The sequence below is a fragment of the Streptomyces sp. NPDC041068 genome, from assembly GCF_040647455.1.
Taxonomy (GTDB): Bacteria; Actinomycetota; Actinomycetes; order Streptomycetales; family Streptomycetaceae; genus Streptomyces.
The window spans coordinates 320,743-335,159 of the sequence record NZ_JBEZCG010000010.1 but is presented as its reverse complement, the minus strand read 5'-3'; the positions used below and the strand labels follow the sequence as shown (position 1 = coordinate 335,159).

11 protein-coding genes are annotated in these 14,417 nt (G+C 73.0%); 8 read left to right on the top strand and 3 right to left on the bottom strand.

Annotated elements, in window-relative coordinates; all coding sequences use genetic code 11:
- Nucleotides 1-87 precede the first annotated feature (87 nt).
- Genes AB0B50_RS24510 through AB0B50_RS24490 form a run of 5 tightly spaced genes read left to right on the top strand, consistent with a single transcriptional unit; the run spans nucleotide 88 to nucleotide 6,759 of the window.
- Nucleotides 88-1,170, top strand: a complete 1,083-nt coding sequence (locus AB0B50_RS24510) for a cobalamin biosynthesis protein (protein WP_362335647.1) — start codon at nucleotides 88-90, stop codon at nucleotides 1,168-1,170.
- A complete protein-coding gene (locus AB0B50_RS24505) occupies nucleotides 1,167-2,714 on the top strand; it encodes a cobyric acid synthase (RefSeq protein WP_362335644.1) in 1,548 nt (515 codons plus the stop codon). The genes AB0B50_RS24510 and AB0B50_RS24505 overlap by 4 nt, the downstream gene beginning before the upstream one ends.
- Nucleotides 2,711-4,786 (top strand): putative cobaltochelatase, encoded by a 2,076-nt coding sequence (locus AB0B50_RS24500; RefSeq protein ID WP_362335641.1) that lies wholly within the window; start codon nucleotides 2,711-2,713, stop codon nucleotides 4,784-4,786. The genes AB0B50_RS24505 and AB0B50_RS24500 overlap by 4 nt, the downstream gene beginning before the upstream one ends.
- Nucleotides 4,787-5,395 carry a cob(I)yrinic acid a,c-diamide adenosyltransferase gene (cobO, locus tag AB0B50_RS24495; protein WP_362335638.1) on the top strand — a complete coding sequence of 203 codons (609 nt, stop codon included), beginning with the start codon at nucleotides 4,787-4,789 and terminating at the stop codon, nucleotides 5,393-5,395.
- Nucleotides 5,389-6,759: a cobyrinate a,c-diamide synthase gene (locus AB0B50_RS24490; RefSeq protein WP_362335635.1), complete on the top strand. Its 1,371-nt coding sequence runs from the start codon at nucleotides 5,389-5,391 to the stop codon at nucleotides 6,757-6,759. Before cobO ends, AB0B50_RS24490 begins: the two co-directional genes overlap by 7 nt.
- A gap of 86 nt (nucleotides 6,760-6,845) precedes the next feature.
- On the opposite strand, the gene AB0B50_RS24485 is transcribed toward AB0B50_RS24490, so the two are convergent.
- Nucleotides 6,846-7,577 carry a ZIP family metal transporter gene (locus AB0B50_RS24485; RefSeq protein WP_362335632.1) on the bottom strand — a complete coding sequence of 244 codons (732 nt, stop codon included), beginning with the start codon at nucleotides 7,575-7,577 and terminating at the stop codon, nucleotides 6,846-6,848.
- Between the two features lie 79 nt (nucleotides 7,578-7,656).
- Between AB0B50_RS24485 and cobC the strand changes: the two genes are divergently transcribed.
- Nucleotides 7,657-9,135 (top strand): Rv2231c family pyridoxal phosphate-dependent protein CobC, encoded by a 1,479-nt coding sequence (gene cobC / locus AB0B50_RS24480; protein WP_362335629.1) that lies wholly within the window; start codon nucleotides 7,657-7,659, stop codon nucleotides 9,133-9,135.
- Nucleotides 9,136-9,685: 550 nt separating this feature from the next.
- Here cobC and AB0B50_RS24475 read toward each other — a convergent pair.
- The gene (locus tag AB0B50_RS24475; RefSeq protein ID WP_362335626.1) at nucleotides 9,686-10,642 is read right to left on the bottom strand and encodes an SCO1860 family LAETG-anchored protein; all 957 of its coding nucleotides are present in this window, start codon (nucleotides 10,640-10,642) and stop codon (nucleotides 9,686-9,688) included.
- 312 nt (nucleotides 10,643-10,954) lie between these two features.
- On the bottom strand, nucleotides 10,955-12,049 hold the full coding sequence (locus AB0B50_RS24470; RefSeq protein ID WP_362335623.1) for an amidohydrolase family protein: 1,095 nt from the start codon (nucleotides 12,047-12,049) through the stop codon (nucleotides 10,955-10,957).
- Between the two features lie 88 nt (nucleotides 12,050-12,137).
- On the opposite strand from AB0B50_RS24470, the gene AB0B50_RS24465 reads away from it, so the two are divergent.
- The gene (locus AB0B50_RS24465) at nucleotides 12,138-13,238 is read left to right on the top strand and encodes an aminotransferase class V-fold PLP-dependent enzyme (protein ID WP_362335894.1); all 1,101 of its coding nucleotides are present in this window, start codon (nucleotides 12,138-12,140) and stop codon (nucleotides 13,236-13,238) included.
- Between the two features lie 400 nt (nucleotides 13,239-13,638).
- The gene (locus tag AB0B50_RS24460) at nucleotides 13,639-14,160 is read left to right on the top strand and encodes a DinB family protein (protein WP_362335620.1); all 522 of its coding nucleotides are present in this window, start codon (nucleotides 13,639-13,641) and stop codon (nucleotides 14,158-14,160) included.
- Nucleotides 14,161-14,417: the final 257 nt, after the last annotated feature.

Sequence of the window (14,417 nt, the reverse complement as noted above, 5' to 3'; positions counted from 1 at the left end):
GAGGACATATCGCCATGCTCGGCCGCCCGGTGCCGGTTCCCTTCCTGAGTACGAGTTCTCTCCTCAGTACGGCTGCGGGCTGAGCCCGTGAGTGCCGATCGCGACTTCGCGTACGGCGCCGCCGCCGGCCTCATCGGCGACCTGCTGCTCGGCGATCCCCGCCGGGGGCATCCGGTCGCCGCGTTCGGGCGTGCCGCGGGTGCCGTCGAGCGGGTGCTGTGGCGTGACCACCGCGGGTGGGGCGCGCTGCACGCCGTGGTGTGCGCCGGAGGCGCGGCGGGTGCCGCCGCCCTCGCTTCTTCTCTCGTACGCCGTTCACGCGCCGGATCCGTCGCGCTGACCGCCGCCGCGACCTGGTCCGTGGTCGGCGGGACCTCCCTCGGGCGTGAGGCGCGGGCCATCGGCGGGGCCCTTGAGGCCGGGGACATCGAGGTCGCCCGGGAGCGGCTGCCGCATCTGTGCGGGCGGGATCCGCAGGCCCTGGACGCGGACGGGATCGCGCGGGCCGTGGTCGAGTCCGTCGCCGAGAACACGTCCGACGCGGTGGTCGGGGCGTTGGTGTGGGGTGCGGTGGGCGGGGTTCCCGGGCTTGTCGGGTTCCGGGCCGTGAACACGTTGGACGCCATGGTGGGGCACAAGTCGGCGCGGTATCGGCGGTACGGGTGGGCTGCCGCCCGGCTGGACGATGTTCTCGGGTGGCCGGGGGCGCGGCTCACCGCGGTGCTGGCGGCTGCCGCCGGGGACTCGCCGCGGGGGGCCCTGCGGTCCTGGCGGGCGGATGCGGCGAAGCATCCGAGTCCCAATGCCGGGCCCGTCGAGGCGTCTTTCGCGGGGGCGCTGGGGGTTCGGCTCGGGGGGACGCTTTCTTATGGGGGTCGGGTTGAGCATCGGCCTGTTCTGAATGGGGACGGGCGCGATGTGCGGGTCGAGGACATCGAGCGGGCTGTGAAGCTTTCTCGGCGGGTGAGCTGGCTGGCTCTCGGAGTCGCGGTTGCTGCTCGGCTGACACGGCGCCCGGCGGTTGGGGCTGTGCCCACCCGTTCCGCCCTGCGGAACGGGTGGGCACAGCCGGGGCGGCCAGGACGGCCAGAGCGGCCAGAGTGGTCCGGACAGCCAGGACCAGCACAGCCAGGACCAGGACAGTCGCGTCAGTCTGGGAGATATTCATGAGTGGTGGGCTGCTTGTTGCTGGGACCACCTCCGATGCCGGGAAGAGTGTCGTCACCGCCGGGATCTGCCGGTGGTTGGTGCGCAAGGGTGTGTCCGTCGCGCCCTTCAAGGCGCAGAACATGTCCCTCAATTCCTTCGTCACGCGCGAAGGTGCCGAGATCGGGCGGGCGCAGGCCATGCAGGCGCAGGCCGCCCGTGTCGAGCCGAGCGCGCTGATGAACCCCGTACTGCTCAAGCCCGGCAGCGACCGGTCGAGTCAGGTCGTGCTCATGGGGAAGCCCGTGGGCGAGATGAGCGCGCGCGGCTATCACGGGGGGCGTCAGGCGGCGCTGCTCGACACCGTCGTGGGATGCCTGGAGGAGCTTCGGGGCAGCTATGACGCCGTGATCTGTGAGGGAGCGGGCAGTCCCGCCGAGATCAATCTGCGGCGTACCGACATCGTGAACATGGGCATCGCGCGCGCCGCCCGCTTTCCCGTGCTCGTGGTCGGGGACATCGACCGGGGCGGGGTCTTCGCCTCGTTCTTCGGGACGACCGCGCTGCTCAGTGCCGAGGACCAGGAGCTGGTCGCCGGGTACTTGGTGAACAAGTTCCGCGGCGACGTGTCGCTGCTCGAACCCGGCCTTGACATGCTGCACGGGCTCACCGGGCGGCGCACGTTCGGTGTGCTGCCGTTCCAGCACGGGCTCGGGATCGACGAGGAGGACGGGCTGCGGGTGTCCCTGCGGGGCGCCGTACGGGAGTCCGTCGTCGCGCCGCCCGTCGGCGAGGACGTGCTGCGGGTCGCCGTGTGCGCCGTACCGCTGATGTCCAACTTCACGGACGTGGACGCGCTGGCCGCCGAGCCGGGTGTCGTCGTGCGGTTCGTGGACCGGGCCGAGGAGCTCGTCGACGCCGACCTCGTGGTCGTACCCGGGACTCGGGGAACCGTCCGCGCCCTGCGGTGGCTGCGCGAGCGCGGGCTCGCGGACGCGCTGGCGCGCAGGGCCGCCGAGGGGCGGCCCGTGCTCGGGATCTGCGGCGGATTCCAGGTCCTCGGCGAGCACATCGAGGACGAGGTCGAGTCGCGGGCGGGGTCCGTGGACGGGCTCGGACTGCTGCCGGTGCGGGTGCGGTTCGCGCGCGAGAAGACCCTCGCGCGGCCGGTGGGTGAAGCACTCGGGGAGCGCGTCGAGGGATACGAGATCCACCATGGCGTGGCCGAAGTCGCCGGTGGGGAAGCCTTCTTGGACGGGTGCCGGGTCGGCGAGGTGTGGGGCACGCACTGGCACGGGTCGCTGGAGAGCGACGCGTTCCGGCGCCGGTTCCTGACCGAGGTGGCGCGCGCGGCCGGGCGGCGCTTCGTGCCCGCGCCCGACACCAGCTTCGGCGTGCTGCGCGAGGAGCAGCTCGACCTGCTCGGCGACCTGATCGAAGAACACGCGGACACGGACGCGCTGTTGGGCTTGATCGAGAACGGCGTGCCGGGGGGCCTGCCGTTCATCGCGCCCGGAGCGCCGCCCGCGCCGTCGGCAGCACCAGAACGTGCCAAGGAGGCCCTGTGAGTACCCCGTACCCGTTCACCGCCCTCGTCGGGCAGGACGACCTGCGGCTCGCGCTCTTGCTGAACGCCGTCTCGCCCGCCGTCGGCGGCGTCCTCGTGCGGGGTGAGAAGGGCACCGCCAAGTCCACCGCCGTACGCGCCCTTTCGGCGCTGCTCCCGGAGGTGCCGGTCGTCGCCGGGTGCCGCTTCTCGTGCGACCCCGCGGCCGCCGACCCGGGCTGCCCCGACGGGCCGCACGAGTCGGGCGGCGACACCGCGCGGCCCGCCCGCATGGTGGAGCTGCCCGTCGGCGCGTCCGAGGACCGGCTCGTCGGTGCCCTCGACATCGAACGGGCGCTCGCGGAGGGCGTGAAGGCCTTCGAGCCCGGACTGCTCGCCGACGCGCACCGCGGGATCCTGTACGTCGACGAGGTCAACCTCCTCCACGACCACCTGGTCGACCTGCTCCTGGACGCCGCCGCGATGGGCGCCTCGTACGTGGAACGCGAGGGTGTGTCCGTGCGGCACGCCGCGCGCTTCCTGCTCGTCGGCACCATGAACCCCGAAGAGGGCGAGCTGCGGCCGCAGTTGCTCGACCGGTTCGGCCTCACCGTCGAGGTGGCCGCGTCGCGCGAGACCGACCAGCGCGTCGAGGTCGTGCGGCGCAGGCTCGCCTACGACGACGACCCCGAGGGCTTCGCGGGGCGCTGGGCCGACGACGAGTCCGCGCTGCGGGCGCGCGTCGTGGCCGCGCGGGCGCTGCTCCCCCAGGTCGTCCTCGGCGACGGGGCGTTGCGGCAGATCGCGGCGACCTGCGCGGCGTTCGAGGTCGACGGCATGCGCGCGGACATCGTGATGGCGCGCACGGCGACGGCGCTGGCCGCGTGGGCGGGCCGCACCGACGTCCAGAGCGAGGACGTGCGCCAGGCCGCGCTGCTCGCACTGCCGCACCGCAGGCGCCGCAACCCCTTCGACGCGCCGGGCCTCGACGAGGACAAGCTCGACGAGACGCTGGAGGAGGCGCGCGAGGACGAGACCCCCGAGCCGCCCGAGGGCGACGACGACCCGGACGGCGGCGGTCCGGACGGAGGTCCCGACGGAGGCGGCGGACAGCCCCCGGCCGGGGAAGGACCCGACTCCCCCGAACTGCCGTCGCAGAACCAGGGTTCGGGCACCGACGAGGCACCGGCCCCGCAGGAGCCCGCGCCCGCGCCCGCCCCCGCGACCGGCGGCGCGGGTGAGCAGCAGGCCGTGCGCGCCGCCGAGCCCTTCCGTACGAAGATGCTGAGCGTGCCCGGCATCGGCGAGGGCGCGGCCGGGCGGCGCTCGCGGGCCCGCACCGAGCACGGCCGCACGACGGGTTCGCGGCGCCCCCAAGGCGCCCTGACCAAGCTGCACTTGGCTGCGACGGTGCAGGCCGCCGCCCCGCACCAGAAGGCGCGCGGGCGCTCCGGCGCCGGGCTCGTCGTACGCCGTGACGACCTGCGGCAGGCGACGCGCGAGGGCCGTGAGGGCAACCTCGTGCTGTTCGTCGTGGACGCCTCGGGTTCGATGGCGGCGCGGCAGCGGATGAGCGCCGTCAAGGGCGCCGTGCTCTCGCTCCTCCTCGACGCCTACCAGCGGCGCGACAAGGTGGGGCTCGTGACGTTCCGGGGCTCTCAGGCCGAGGTGGCGCTGCCGCCGACGTCGTCGGTGGACGCGGCCGCGGCCCGGCTCGAATCGCTGCCGACCGGCGGCCGTACGCCGCTGGCCGCGGGCCTGCTGAAGGCGCACGACGTGCTGCGGATCGAGCGGCTGCGCGATGCCGCGCGGCGCCCGCTGGTGGTCGTCGTGACCGACGGGCGCGCCACGGGAGGCGTCGAGCCCGTGGCCCGCGCCGGGCGCGCGGCGCGGCTGTTCGCGGCCGAAGGCGTCGCCTCGGTCGTCGTCGACTGCGAGACGGGCCACGTACGGCTCGGTCTGGCCCGGCAGTTGGCGGGCGAGCTCGGCGGGACGGCCGTGACCCTCGACGAACTGCGGGCGGACTCCATCGCCGGCCTCGTCAAGGACGTACAGGGAACGCATGCAGGTTCGGCTTCGAGGAGGGCCGCTTAAATGCCGCAGGGACAGCCGAGTGTCGTACCGGACGACGGGCTCACGACGCGCCAGCGCCGCAACCGCCCGCTCGTCTTCGTCCACACGGGCATCGGCAAGGGCAAGTCGACCGCCGCGTTCGGGCTCGCGCTGCGGGCCTGGAATCAGGGGTGGCCGATCGGGGTCTTCCAGTTCGTGAAGTCGGCGAAGTGGAAGGTCGGCGAGGAGAACGCGCTGAAGGTGCTCGGCGCCTCCGGCGAGGGTGGCACGGTCGCCTGGCACAAGATGGGCGAGGGCTGGTCCTGGATCCAACGCGCCCCCGCCGAGGGCGAGTTGACCAACGAGGACAAGGCGCGCGAGGGCTGGGAGCAGGTCAAGCGCGACCTCGCGGAGGAGACGTACAAGCTGTATGTCCTCGACGAGTTCGCCTACCCGATGCACTGGGGCTGGATCGACACCGACGAGGTCGTGGAGGTGCTGCGGAACCGTCCCGGTACGCAGCACGTGGTCATCACCGGGCGGAACGCCCCGCAGAAGCTGATCGACTTCGCCGACCTGGTCACCGACATGTCCAAGGTCAAGCACCCGATGGACGCCGGACAGAAGGGCCAGAGGGGCATCGAGTGGTAGCTCGCCTCGTCATCGCGGCGCCGTCGTCGGGCAGCGGCAAGACGACCGTCGCGACGGGCCTGATGGCCGCCTTCGCGGCGGCCGGGCTCGCCGTCTCCCCGCACAAGGTCGGGCCCGACTACATCGACCCCGGCTACCATGCGCTCGCGACCGGGCGCCCCGGTCGCAACCTCGACGCGTATCTGTGCGGGCCCGACCTGATCGCGCCGCTGTTCGCGCACGGGGCCGCCGGGTGCGATCTCGCCGTGGTCGAGGGCGTGATGGGGATGTACGACGGGGCGGCGGGGCAGGGCGAGTTGGCGTCCACGGCACATGTCGCGAAGCTGCTGCGGGCGCCGGTCGTGCTGGTCGTCGACGCGTCGTCGCAGTCGCGGTCGGTGGCGGCGCTGGTGCATGGCTTCGCCTCGTGGGACCCCGAGGTGCGGGTGGCGGGCGTCATCCTCAACAAGGTCGGGTCCGATCGGCATGAGGCGCTGCTGCGGGAGGCGTTGGACGAGGCGGGGGTGCCGGTGCTCGGTGCGCTGCGCCGTGCCGCTCAAGTGCAGGCCCCTTCACGGCACTTGGGACTTGTGCCGGTTGCCGAGCGGCGGGGCGACGCGGTGGAGTCGGTGGCAGCGTTGGCCTCGCGGGTGCGGGAAGGGTGTGACCTGGAGGGGCTTCTCGCGCTGGCGCGCAGTGCGCCGTCCCTGCCGGGTGAGGCGTGGGACCCTCGCACGGGGCTCGGTCGATCACCGGCTTCGCCGAGTTCGTCCTCGAACGCCGGACGGGCCGTCATCGCCGTCGCCGGCGGTGCCGCTTTCACCTTCTCCTACGCCGAGCACGCCGAACTGCTCGCCGCGGCCGGGGCCGAGGTCGTGCCGTTCGACCCCCTCCGCGACGAGCAACTGCCCGACGGGACCGCCGGGTTGGTCATCGGGGGCGGGTTTCCCGAGGTGTACGCGCCTGAGCTGTCCGCCAATGAGCAGCTGCGCAAGGCCGTGGCCGAGCTCGCCCTTTCCGGGGCGCCCGTGGCCGCCGAGTGCGCGGGGCTGCTGTATCTCTCGCGGGAGCTGGACGGGAAGCCGATGTGCGGGGTGCTCGACGCCGGGGCGCGGATGTCGGAGCGGCTGACGCTCGGGTACCGCGAGGCCGTCGCCGTGTCGGACAGCGTGCTCGCGGCGGCGGGGACACGGATGCGGGGGCACGAGTTCCACCGCACGGTCGTCGAGCCGGGGGCCGGGTCCGCGCCCGCCTGGGGGCTGCACAAGCCCGAGCGGCGCGTCGAGGGCTTCGTTCAGCGGAACGTGCACGCCAGCTATCTGCACACGCACTGGGCGGCGGAGCCGGGCGTCGCGCGCCGCTTCGTCGAGCGATGCACGCCGTGAGCACGAGCCGCGGCTCGGCCGGCCGAGTCGGCTCGGTCGGCCGAGTCTGCTCAGTCGACCGAGTCGGCTCAGTCGACCGAGTCGGCTCAGTCGGCGATGCCCACCACGAGCCAGATGAACGCCGCGCCCGCCACCGTGCACAGCAGGGTCGAGCGTGCCGGATGGTCGTGGTGGGCCTCGGGCAGGATCTCGGCCGCCGCGAGGTAGAGCAGCGCGCCGCCGAAGAAGCCCAGATATCCGCCGAGCAGTTGCTCCGGAATGGTGAAGAGCAGGGTCGACGCGGCGCCCACCACCGGGGCCGCCGCGTCCGCGAACAGCATCGCGATGGCCTTGCGGCGGGCGTTCCCGTACAGGCTGGTGAGCGTGTACGTGTTGAAGCCGTCCGCGAAGTCGTGCGCGATGACGGCCAGCGCCACGGCCACGCCCATGCCGCCGCCCACCTGGAAGGCGGCGCCGATCGCGACGCCGTCCATGACGCTGTGCCCGACCATAGCGGCGGCGGCCGTGAGCCCCACCTCGGGGACTCTGCCGTGGTCGTGCTCGTCGGCGCCGTGCGCGGCGCGGCGGCCCGCGAGGAGGCGTTCCACCAGATGAGCGACGAGGAACCCGGCCACGAACAGGAGCAGGGCCGCGGGGACGCCGAAGACGGGCCCGCCCGCGGCGTCCAGCGCCTCCGGCAGCAGGTCGAGGCCGACGACGCCCAGCATCAGGCCGCCCGCGAGCCCCAGGACGAGGTGGCGCCGGTCGGTGACCCGCTGGGCCGTCCAGCCGCCCACCAGGGTCATGAGGAAGGCGCCAAGCGCCACGAACACCGCCATGGGCCCTTGCTAACCGATTGACCCCCTGCCGCGCACATCCACCTCCCTCTCCCCCATCTCGTACGAAAGGACCCTCCCCATGGCCGCATCCGATGCCGGAAAGGTGCCGTTCGCCAAGGACGCCGTTCTCGTCGTCGGTGTCGGCGCCTGTGAGGACGCTCCTGTGGAGGAGGTGCTCGGGCTCGTACGGGACGCGGTCCGCGAGGCGGGCTTTCCCGAGGAGGCGGTGGCCGAGCTGGCGACGGTCGACGTGAAGGCCGGGGAGCCGGGGATCGTGGGGGCGGCGGCGCGGCTCGGGGTGCCGCTGGTGGCGTATCCGGCGGCGGAGCTCGCGCGGGTGACGGTGCCGAATCCGTCCGCGCGGTCCCGTGCGGCCGTGGGGACGCCGTCCGTGGCGGAGGCGGCGGCGTTGCGGGCGGGCGGTGAACTCCTCGTGCCCAAGCGGAAGTCGGCGCCGGCGGGGCGGCCGCCGATGGCTACGTGCGCGGTCGCGAGCCGGCCTCGGGCGGATGCCGGGGGTCACGACCTGCGGCACCACGGGGACGCGGAGGTGCGGGACGACGGCGCGGAGCTCACCGACCTGGCGGTGAACGTACGGGCAAACACGCCACCGGCCTGGCTCAAGGAGGTGATCGCCACGTCCCTCGACGGTCTTGCGGCGTATCCGGACGGGCGGGCCGCGCGGGCGGCGGTGGCGGAGCGGCACGGGGTGACACCGGACCGGGTGTTGCTGACGTCGGGGGCGGCGGAGGCGTTCGTACTGTTGGCGCGGGCGCTGAAGGTACGTCATCCCTATGTCGTGCACCCGCAGTTCACGGAGCCCGAGGCGGCCTTGCGGGATGCCGGGCATGAGGTGGGGCGGGTGCTGCTGAGGCCGGAGGACGGGTTTCGTCTGGACCCGGCGGCGGTGCCGGAGGAGGCCGATCTGGTGGTGATCGGCAATCCGACCAACCCGACGTCCGTGCTGCACCCGGCGGCGTCGATCGCCGAACTGGCGCGGCCCGGACGGGTCTTGGTGGTGGACGAGGCGTTCATGGACGCGGTGCCCGGTGAGCGGGAGGCGTTGGCGGGGCGGACGGACGTGCCGGGCCTTGTGGTCCTGCGGAGCCTCACGAAGACGTGGGGGCTTGCGGGCCTGCGGATCGGCTACGTCCTCGCCGCCCCGGACGTGATTTCCGCTCTCTCTCAGGCGCAGCCGTTGTGGCCGGTGTCGACGCCGGCGTTGGTGGCGGCGGGGGCGTGTGTGGGGCCGCGGGCGGTGGCGGAGGCGGGGCATGCGGCGCATCGCATCGCCGCGGATCGGGGGCATCTCCTTGCGGGGTTGGGGGAGTTGGCGGATGCGGGGGTGTCGGTGGTGACCCCGGCGGAGGGGCCCTTTCTGCTGGTGCGGGTGCCGGGGGCCGCGGTGGTCCGGGAGCGGCTTCGGGAGCGGGGGTTCGCGGTGCGGCGTGGCGATACGTTTCCTGGCCTGGGGCCTGACTGGATCCGCCTGGCGGTCAGGGACCGCGGCACGTCCGACCGCTTCTTGTCCACGTTGACGGAGGTGTTGTTGCCGTAGCGGGGGCGGGGCGGGGTCTGGTGTATCGGTTGCCCGGCGGTATCCCCTTGCCCGCCGCTCCGCGGCGGATGTCTCCCACCCACCCGCCCGTTTGCCCTGCGGTGGATTCGTGCGAGTAGGAGCAGGGGCGGGCGGGCGAGAAGACCGTGGACTCGTGCGCGTAGGAGCAGGGGCCGGTGGACCGGGAAGACCGCGGACTTGCGCCCGCAGGAGCCAGGAGCCGGTAGACCGGGAAGACCATGGACTCACGCCCGCAGGAGCCAGGAGCCGGTAGACCGGGAAGACCATGCGCTCACGCCCGCAGGAGCCAGGAGCCGGTAGACCGGGAAGACCATGCGCTCACGCCCGCAGGAGCCAGGAGCCGGTAGACCGGGAAGACCATGGACTCACGCCCGCAGGAGCCAGGAGCGGGCGGGCGAGAAGGCCGTGGACTCGTGCTCGCAGGAGCCAGGAGCCGGTGGACCAGGGAGACCGCGGACTCGCCCGTAGCAGCAGGAGCCGGTGGACGGGGGGGGGAGGCGGCGTGGCTGCCTCCCCCCGCCGGCCGAGACTAGCCCCGGCTACGACGCGCCAGCGCCACCGCTCCGCCGCCCGCCGCCAGCAGGGCCACCGCGCCGCCCGCGATGTACGGCGTCAGTGAATTGCCGCCCGTTTCCGCGAGGTTGGCCTCCGTGGCCTTCGGTTCCTTCGGGGCGGTCTTCGGCTCCGTCCTGGACTCCACCGGCTCCGACCGCTCCCCCTGCGGCTTCGGCTTCGTCCCGCTCTCCTTGGCCGGGGTCTCGCACCCCGCCCCCGCCAGCGTCACCGTGCCCTCGACCTCCGCCACGTTCAGCTTCAGGGGGTTCACGGACACCTTCAGCTCCAGCGCGGACGCCGCAGCCGTGCGCGAGGTCGTCCGCGTCTTCGACAGGGCGAGGCTCACATCGCCGACCCCCGGCACCTTCACCTCGCTCGTCCCGCCCGCGGTCAACGTGACCTTCTTGCCGAGCACCGTCACCCCGCCCAGCAGATTCGATTCGGCGACCGGCCGCTTCCCCGCCTCGCAGACCGCCTTCGACGTCACCTGGCCGACCTCGACGAGGGACAGCAGCGGCAGTCCCGGCACATGCACCTCGGCCCGCGCGATGTTGCTGTACCCCTCCGCCCTGCCGCCCTCCACGGTCGCCCTGGCCGTGGCCACGTCGGCCCGCAGCACGCTGAACGGCCGCCCGCCGTCGACCCCGTCCAACCGAGCGGTCAGCGCCGTCTTCTCGGCACTCGCGGGGGCCTGCACCTCGTTCAGGGCGACCTTGAGCGGAACGTTCACGGTCTTGTTGAGCAGGGAGACGTCGAGCCCGGTCCGCAGCACGACGGCGTCCGCGCGTCCGCCGCGCGCACCGTCACCGCCGCCCCCGGTCGCCTGCGCGGACCCGGCGCCGACGAGGGCCGCGGGACCGGCGGCCAGGGCGGTGGCGATCGCGACGACGGAGAGGCGGCGCGCGGGCATGCGGAACGTGTTGCTGTTCAAAGTGGTGGAACCCCCACAAGAGAAACGGAGCCACCGGCGGCGCACGCCACATGGGGACATCGCGTGCGCACCGAAGGCGTCGCCCTCCCTCGACGGAGGGCGACGCGGGAATCTTTACGCACTCAGAGTGAACGGACAGCAACCTGGCGTGAGTTCACTCCAACGGGAGGTTTCCGCCCCTGCTTTCGAATCCTCCGGCACATGCGTTCCCTCTTACCCCCCTGACAACTCCCCTTGTCGAATGCGGCCGTTGACGCACGAACGAATCGGGCGAGATTCAACGACCGACACCAACCCCCCGTTACGCGCACGTCAACCCATCACCCGCCCGTTCAGCACCACCCTCCGCGGCGCCGCGAGCACCCGCACGTCCTCCCGCGGATCCGCCTCGTACACCACGAGGTCCGCCGGCGCCCCCTCGACAAGCCCCGGCCGCCCCAGCCACTCCCGCGCACCCCACGTCGTCGCCGAGAGGGCGTCCACCGCGGGGATGCCCGCGAGAGTCAGCTCGGCGACCTCCGCGGCCACCAGGCCGTGTGCGAGGGAACCTCCCGCGTCCGTGCCCGCGTAGACCGGAACGCCCGCGTCGTACGCGGCCCGCACCGTGTCGTAGCGGCGCTCGTGCAGCCGCCGCATGTGCTGCGACCAGCGCGGGAACTTCGCCTCGCCACCTGCCGCGAGGTCCGGGAACGTGGCGATGTTGACCAGGGTCGGGACGATCGCGACGCCCCGCTCGGCGAAGAGCGGGATGGTCTCCTCCGTGAGCCCCGTGGCGTGCTCGATGCAGTCGATGCCCGCCTCGACCAGATCCCGCAGCGAGTCCTCGGCGAAGCAGTGGGCCGTGACGCGGGCACCCAGACGGTGCGCCTCCGCGATCGCCGCCCGAACCGCCTCGCGGGGCCAGCACGCCGTCAGGTCGCCGACCTCGCGGTCGATCCAGTCGCCGACGAGCTTGACCCAGCCGTCGCCGCGGCGCGCCTCCTGGGCGACGTACGCGACCAGGTCTTCGGGCTCGATCTCATGGGCGTAGTTGCGGATGTAGCGGCGCGTGCGCGCGATGTGGCGGCCCGCGCGGATGATCTTCGGGAGGTCCTCGCGGTCGTCGATCCAGCGGGTGTCGGACGGCGAGCCCGCGTCGCGGATCAGGAGGGCACCGATCTCCCGGTCGGTGAGGGCCTGCTTCTCGGCGGTGGCGGCGTCGACGGGGCCGTGCCCGTCCAGGCCGACGTGGCAGTGGGCGTCGACCAGACCGGGCAGCACCCAGCCCGTCACGGTGACCGTCTCCGTCGCCGGGGCGACCGGGCGGTCGTACGTCACCCTCCCCCCGACCACCCACAGTTCGTCCCGTACGTCCTCGGGCCCGACGAGCACCCGCCCCTTCACGTGCAGCACCGCGTGATCGCTCATGAGCAGCAGCCTAAAAGGCGGCCGGTACGCTCGGTAGCGCAGCCCGAACGAACTCGTGAGCGAAGTGAGCAGTGACGTGAGCAGTACTGTGACGCACCCCTTTCTGGACCTGGCGCCGCTGAGCGCCCAGCACTTCGCCGCCATCGAGGCGCAGGTGGCCCGGCTGCTCGACACCGAGCAGGACGTCGTGATCATGCAGGGTGAGGCCCTGCTGCCCCTGGAGGGGTGCATCCGGGGCGCCGCGCGGCCGGGCACGACCGCGCTGAACGTGATCACGGGACCGTACGGCCAGACCTTCGGCAACTGGCTGCGGGACTGCGGCGCGACGGTGATCGACCTCGCCGTGCCGTTCCACACCGCCGTCACCGCCGACCAGGTGCGCCAGGCCTTCGCCGAGCACCCGGAGATCGACTTCGTCTCGCTGGTGCACGCGGAGGCGGCGACCGGCAACACCAACCCCGTCGCGGAGATCGGCGAGGTGGTGCGCGAACACGGCGCGCTGTTCATGCTGGACGCCGTCGCTTCGGTGGCCGCCGAGCCGCTGCTGCCGGACGCGTGGGGCGTGGACCTGTGCGTGATCGGCGCACAGAAGGCGATGGGCGGCCCCGCGGGCGTCTCCGCGGTGTCCGTGAGCGAGCGGGCCTGGCAGCGCATCGCCGCCAACCCGCAGGCGCCGCGCCGCTCCTACCTCTCCCTCCTGGACTGGAAGGAGCGCTGGATCGACGGCGGCCGCAAGGCCCTGCTTCACGCGCCCGCCCAGCTGGAGATGCTGGCGCTCGAGGCGTGCGTGGAGCGCATCGAGACGGAGGGCCTCGACGCCCTGATGGCGCGGCACGCCACCGCCGCCGCCGCGACCCGCGCGGGCGCGCTGGCGCTCGGCGGGGGCCTGGAGCCGTACGTGTACGAGGCGAAGGACGCGGCCCCGGTCGCCACGACCCTGCGGGCGCCCTCGGACGTCGACGCCTCGGAGCTCGTCGCCAAGGCGCTCGCGGCCGACCCCGTGCTTCCGCTGGTCACCGGGGGCGGCGCGCTGGCCAAGGAGATGATCCGGGTCAACCACTACGGCCCGGACGCGACCCGTGGCGTCGTGCACGCCTCCCTCGCCGCCCTGGGCGCCGCGATGGGCGAGGCGGGGCTCTCGGTGGACCTGGAGGCGGCCCGCCGCGCGGTGACGGACGCCTGGCGCTGAGCGCTCCGCCGGGGATGCCACGTCCCGCCGTCGGACGTCCACGGGCGCGTCGTGGCCGGTCGCGCCCGCGCGGCGGAGCGGCATGGGTCGGAGCCCCGCGCCCCTTCGGGGCACGGGCGAACCGCAGCGGGCTTCCCCAAGCCCGCTCAGCCCGCGACGGCGACGCATCCCCGGCTCCTGAAACAGTCCACGACAGCGGCACACCCCCGCTCCTGAAACAGTCCACGACAGCGACACACCCCCGCTCCTGAAACAGTCCACGACAGCGGCACACCCGCCGCTCCTGAAGTCGGCCGGTTCGCGGCCCCGGGCGGAAGTCGGCCCGCAGCCCTCGCCGGCCGCCGGTTCGCCGCCGGCTGAACCCCTGCGGACGTCCCCTCGTCATGGCAGCGTGCCCGCCATGACGACACTTCCGGACGGCCGCACCATCCCGCCCCTGACCGCCGACGAGCCCGCCATGCTGGCGAGTTGGCTCGACATGCACCGCGCCACGCTGGCGCTGAAGTGCGCGGGCCTCGACGACGAGCAGACGCTGCGCGCGAGCGCCGAACCGTCCTCGCTGACGCTGTTCGGCCTCGTGCAGCACCTCGCCGAGGTGGAGCGGAACTGGGTCCAGCGCGTGTTCGCCGGGCGGGACGTCCCACCGCTCTACGGCGACCGGAGCGGTTACACCCTGGACCGGACGCGGACGTTCGCCGAGGTCCTCGCGGTGTGGGAGCGGGAGGTCGCGGTGAACCGCGAGATCTGCGCGGGCCGTTCGCCGAACGAGACGGGTCGGCTCGGCCCCGAGGAGGCGGCGGTCACGGGCGACGACGTGGTCAGCCTCCGCTGGATCCTGATCCATCTCATCGAGGAGTACGCGCGCCACAACGGCCATGCGGATCTCTTGCGGGAGCGTATCGACGGCGTAACCGGAACGTGAATCCAATGTGGCGTTCACGGCGCCCTTCGAGCACCTCCCCGCCTTTTCTCGGCGCATTCTCACGAATTCTTTATCGGCGTCTTTATCAGCACAGCTTCCCGTATTCTTCTGCCCGCTTTCCCGGGACCTAAACACAAAGATTTCGACAGCACCAAACCACGTAATTCGGGCACGTCTCGCCGGAGTTACGGCTCTGTGACGTACTCCACATCGCGCCCGATATGTGCGCTATGGGCTGGGCAAATCACCATAAATCC